This window comes from Kineococcus vitellinus (assembly GCF_009906315.1).
Classification (GTDB): Bacteria; Actinomycetota; Actinomycetes; order Actinomycetales; family Kineococcaceae; genus Kineococcus; species Kineococcus vitellinus.
Genome location: NZ_JAAALL010000318.1, coordinates 1 through 4,764, shown reverse-complemented (window position 1 = coordinate 4,764; position 4,764 = coordinate 1). Strand labels below are relative to the sequence as shown.

Genomic DNA, 4,764 nt, shown 5'->3' with positions numbered 1-4,764 from the left:
CCTCACGACCCACCGTCCCGACGGGCGTCGGCGGCGGGGGCGGAGGCCGCAGGGGTGGAGGCGGCGAAGACCGGCACCCGCAGCTTGACGAAGGCGCGCATCTCCGCCGCCAGCCAGCACACGGCGCAGACGATGACCGACAGGCCGAGCGCCGGGCCGACGACCCAGGAGAGGCGCGACAGGAAGACCATCGCCAGCCCGAGGAGCACGATCTTGACCGTGTAGACCCCCAGCGCGGCGACGAGCACCATCTGCGGGTTGGAGCGCGCGGTGCGCCGCATGACGAGCAGCCGCGCCCCGAAGAAGACGAGTACGAGCAGCGCTCCGAGCCCCGCGGACAGGGCCCCGTCCAGCCCGCGCAGCACGGCCGCGACGACGACGCAGACCAGCGCGGCGATGCCGCCGACCAGCAGCGAGCGCCGCAGGAGGACGCGGTAGGCGTCCTCGACCTGGGCGCCGGCGGCGGCGTTCTCACTCACGATGGGCTGCTCCCTGCTCGTCGGCGGGTCGTCCGAGGGGTTCGGCTCGTCGGCGGTCCGCACCGGTCGCGTGGGGGCACCGGGTGGACTTCGTGAAAGCTATCACGAGCGGAGGCGTCTCCTACGCCGCGTCGTGGACGGGCCGGGCTCATGTGCGCGAGGTCTCGGCGGGACCCGCGGGACGGACGCGCTCCGCACCCGGGGCACCACCGGGGGTGCTGGCGGCGGGGCCGTCCGGGGTCGCGCCGGGCAGCTGCCCCGGCAGCGGGACGGTTCCCGCGCGGCGCTCGCGCCGGCGCCACCACAGCGGCAGGAACGTCAGCGCGAGCACCACGCAGCCGGCCGCGACGGCCACCGCGAGGGCCTGGGCCAGCGGCAGGAAGGCCGAGGAGGCCATCCCGAAGCTCAGGAACGCCGCCCAGGAGTACATGACGAGCACGGCCACCGGGTGCGAGTGGCCCAGCTGCAGCAGGCGGTGGTGCAGGTGCTTCTTGTCCGGGTGCCAGAACGCCTTGCCCTGCCGGGTGCGGCGCACCACGGCCAGCAGCATGTCGCCCAGCGGCACCAGGAGCACGGCGATCGGCAGCAGCAGCGGGAAGAAGGCCGGCGCGATCTTCTCGTCGGCCACCGTCTCCGGGTCCACGGTGCTGGTGGCGGCGATGGTCGCCGAGGCCAGCAGCAGGCCCAGCATCATCGAGCCGGAGTCGCCCATGAAGATGCGCGCCGGGTGGAAGTTGTGCGGCAGGAAGCCCAGGCAGCAGCCCACCGTGATGCCCGCGATGAGCGTGGCCAGCGAGGAGAAGTCGTCCGGCGCGCTCCCCCGCTGCAGGGCGTAGGAGTAGCCGAAGAAGGCGACCGCGCCGATGCCCACGATGCCCGCGGCCAGGCCGTCGAGGCCGTCGACGAAGTTCACGGCGTTCACCGACACGAGCACCACGAGGATCGTGATGACCATCATCGTGCGGCTGGAGAGCAGGGTGACGCCGCCGATGGGCAGCTGCAGCAGGCTGATGCCCTGCCAGCCCATGATCCCCGCGGCGAGCACCTGGCCGGCGAGCTTGGTGACGGCGTCGAGCTGGACGATGTCGTCGGCCACCCCGACGGCGCAGACCACCGCGGCGCCGACGAGCACCCACTGCGGACCCGGGTCGGCCTCGAAGACCCGGGACAGGAAGGGGATCCTGCTCGCCACCACGAGGGCCGCCACGACGCCGCAGAGCATCGCCACCCCGCCCATGCGCGGCACCGGCACCGTGTGCACGTCCCGCTCGCGCAGCGGGGTGATCGCCCCGACGCGCTGGGCCAGCAACCGCACCAGGGGCGTCGTCAGGTACGTCACGGCCGCGGCCACGACGACGACGAGCAGGTAGGCCCTCATCCGCTCGCGGCCCCCGGCTGCCGCGACCCGCCGGTCACCTGCTCGGCGCGCTCGGCGTCGGCGCGCTCGGGCTCGGCGCGCTCGGCCTCGGTGTGCTCGGTCTCGACCGGCTCGGTCTCGGCGGGCTCGGTTTCCAGCCACCCCTTGGGCACGGCCGCCCGCAGCTCGGCCTCGCTGAGGGCGCCCACCCGCAGCACGCGCAGCGGCCCGTTGGAGGCGTCGACGATGGTGGAGGGCGCCCCCTTCGGGCTCGCCCCGCCGTCGAGGTAGACGCGCACCGACTCCCCCAGCTGCTCGACGGCCTCGGTGACGAGCGTCGCGGCCGGCCGGCCGGAGAGGTTGGCGCTGGAGACGGCCAGCGGGCCGGTGCGCTGGAGCAGCTCCAGGGCGACCGGGTGCAGCGGCATGCGCAGCGCGACGGTGCCGTTCGTCTCCCCCAGGTCCCAGGTCAGGGACGGCTGCGCCCGGCAGACGATGGTCAGCGCGCCGGGCCAGAAGGCGTCGACGAGCTCGCGCACCGCGAAGGGGACCGAGGAGGCCAGGCCGTCGATGGTGCGCACCTCGGGCACGAGCACGGGGGGCGGCATGTCGCGCCCGCGCCCCTTGGCCTCCAGCAGCCGGCGCACGGCGGGCGGGGAGAAGGCGTCGGCTCCGATGCCGTAGACGGTGTCGGTGGGCAGCACGACCACCTCTCCGCGCTTGACGGCGTTGTGCGCGGCGGACAGGCCGCGCTCGCGGGTGACGGGGTCGGCGCAGTCGAACGGTGGCCTCACACCAGGGAGTGTCCCACCGTCGGCGCGCGGGGCGGGATCACCGTCCCCCTCGGCGGGTTCCGCCCCTCACGCGCGGCGGGCGGTCGTCGACCGCGGACGCCGCGCCAGGTCGCGGTGGCTGCCCACGTCCGTCCAGGCGGGGCCGGTGAACATCCGCCGGGCGGCGTCCTCCTGCACCTCGGCGTGCTCGACGACGGCCAGGCCGCCCGGGCGCAGCAGCCGCGCGGCCGCCGCGACGACCCGGCGCGGGACGAGCAGGCCGTCGTCGCCGCCGCCGTAGAGCGCGACGTGCGGGTCGTGCAGCGCGACCTCGGGGTCGACGGGCACCGCGCCGGGAGGCACGTACGGCGGGTTGCTGACGACGACGTCGATGAGGCCGTCGAGGTCGTCGAAGGCGGTGGCGGCGTCGCCCAGGCGCAGGTCCACGCCGGGGGCGAGCTCCTCGACGTTGCGCCGCGCCCACGCGTGCGCCATGGGGTCCAGCTCGACGGCGTGCACGCGCGCGGCCGGGACCTCGGTGGCGACGGCGAGCGCGAGGGCGCCGGAGCCGGTGCACAGGTCGACCACGACGGGCCGCTCCCCCGCCGCGGCCAGGCGGGCGGCCTCGTCGACGGCGAGCTGCGCCACCGTCTCGGTCTCCGGGCGCGGGACGAAGACGCCCGGGCCGACGCGCAGCTCCAGGGCGCGGAAGCCGGCGCGGCCGGTGAGGTGCTGCAGCGGCACGCGGTCGGCGCGCTGCTCGACGAGGTCCTCGAAGCCGGCGGCCTCGAGCGGGCCGCCGAGGGCCACCAGGACCCCCACCCGCGAGCGCTCGACGCCGAGCGCGTGCGCCAGCAGCAGCTCGGCGTCGGTGCGCGCGGAGGCCACCCCGGCCTCGGCCAGCCGCCGGGCGGCGGTCTCCAGCAGGCTGCGCGCGTCCGCTCTCACGCCCCGACCCTAGGCGAGCCCGCGGGGCGGGCCCGCCCGGGCACCGGACCGCTCAGCCGGCTGCGCCGAGCAGCCGGAAGGCGACGGCCTCGGTGTGCGAGGAGCCGTCCGCGGTGCCGCTGGGCGCGGTGACCGCGACCCAGCGGCCGCTGGCCGGTTCGGCCCACACCGACGTCTGCACGCCGAACGTCGCGCCGTTGGCCCCGACGAAGGTGCGCCCGTCGACGACGGCGGTGAACCAGCCCCAGCCGGTGCGCAGGCCGTCGGCGTCGGCGACCGGGAGGAGCGCCTGCGCGCCCGGCAGCGCACCGGTGGCCGCGGCCGCGCCGAGCAGGCCGAGGTCGGAGGCGGTGGACCACACGCCCGTCCCGGCCGGGACGCTGCCCGCGGACAGCCACGGGACGACCTCGCGACCGTCGGCGGCGAGCTCGCGGGCCCGGCCGGCGGGCAGCGGGTCGGGGCTGGCGGCGGTGGCCCGCATCCCCAGCGGCTCCAGCACGCGCTCGCGCAGCAGCTGCGGGTACGGCGTCCCCGCCCGCACGGCCAGCGCCTGGCCGAGCAGCGCGAAGCCGAGGTTGGAGTAGGCGAACCCACCGCGCGGGGTGCGCAGCGGCGTGGTGCCGGCGTCGCACAGCAGCGAGTCCGGGGTGTCCCACGCGTAGGGGTTGCCGTGGGTGAGGGCGGTGACGTAGCCGCGCAGCTGGGCCCGGGTGCTCAGCCGCGGCAGGCCGGAGGTGTGGGTGGCCAGCTCGCCGAGCGTGGTGGCGGCCAGCTCGGCGGGCAGCCGCCGGTCGGCGTGCACCTCCCCCAGGGTGGTTGCGGGGGTCACCTCGCCGCGCTGGACGGCGTCGGCGAGCAGCAGCCCCGTCAGCGACTTGGTGACCGAGCCGATCTCCTGCGGCGTGGTGCTGGAGAGGGCGCGCTCGGCGCCCGGCCGGCTGTCGGCGCGGCCGATCGCCGCCTGCGCCGAGCCGGTGGCGTCGCCCAGGCTGACGGCGAACCCCTGGCCGGGCAGGTCCGCGGCGGCGGCGCTCAGCCGGGCGGCGAGCGCGGGGTCGCCGGTCCGGTCGGCGGAACGGGTCGGCGGCGCGGCCGGCGCGAAGGCGCCGAGCGTGGCGACGAGCGCTGCGGCCAGCGCGAGCGCGGCGGCCGAGCGCACGGACCGGCGGACCGGCGGACCGGCGGGGGCGGCAGGAGCGGCAGGAGC

General features: G+C 77.0%; 5 protein-coding genes. All 5 read right to left on the bottom strand.

The window, feature by feature from the left end; all coding sequences use genetic code 11:
- Nucleotides 1-2: 2 nt before the first annotated feature.
- Nucleotides 3-479 (bottom strand): Cg1360 family ATP-synthase-associated protein, encoded by a 477-nt coding sequence (locus GTQ99_RS19900; RefSeq protein WP_166617444.1) that lies wholly within the window; start codon nucleotides 477-479, stop codon nucleotides 3-5.
- A 148-nt stretch (nucleotides 480-627) separates the two neighbouring features.
- A complete protein-coding gene (locus tag GTQ99_RS19895) occupies nucleotides 628-1,857 on the bottom strand; it encodes an MraY family glycosyltransferase (protein WP_240897814.1) in 1,230 nt (409 codons plus the stop codon).
- On the bottom strand, nucleotides 1,854-2,630 hold the full coding sequence (locus tag GTQ99_RS19890) for an L-threonylcarbamoyladenylate synthase (RefSeq protein WP_338075138.1): 777 nt from the start codon (nucleotides 2,628-2,630) through the stop codon (nucleotides 1,854-1,856). Before GTQ99_RS19890 ends, GTQ99_RS19895 begins: the two co-directional genes overlap by 4 nt.
- Nucleotides 2,631-2,696: 66 nt before the next feature.
- A complete protein-coding gene (gene prmC, locus GTQ99_RS19885; RefSeq protein ID WP_166617443.1) occupies nucleotides 2,697-3,557 on the bottom strand; it encodes a peptide chain release factor N(5)-glutamine methyltransferase in 861 nt (286 codons plus the stop codon).
- Between the two features lie 52 nt (nucleotides 3,558-3,609).
- A partial coding sequence (locus GTQ99_RS19880; RefSeq protein ID WP_205707872.1) for a serine hydrolase domain-containing protein occupies nucleotides 3,610-4,764 on the bottom strand: 1,155 nt, incomplete at its 5' end.

Bases quoted from the DNA above. Each gene is read 5' to 3' on its own strand.
- GTQ99_RS19895 (WP_240897814.1), bottom strand. From the start codon at position 1,857: ATGAGGGCCTACCTGCTCGTCGTCGTCGTGGCCGCGGCCGTGACGTAC.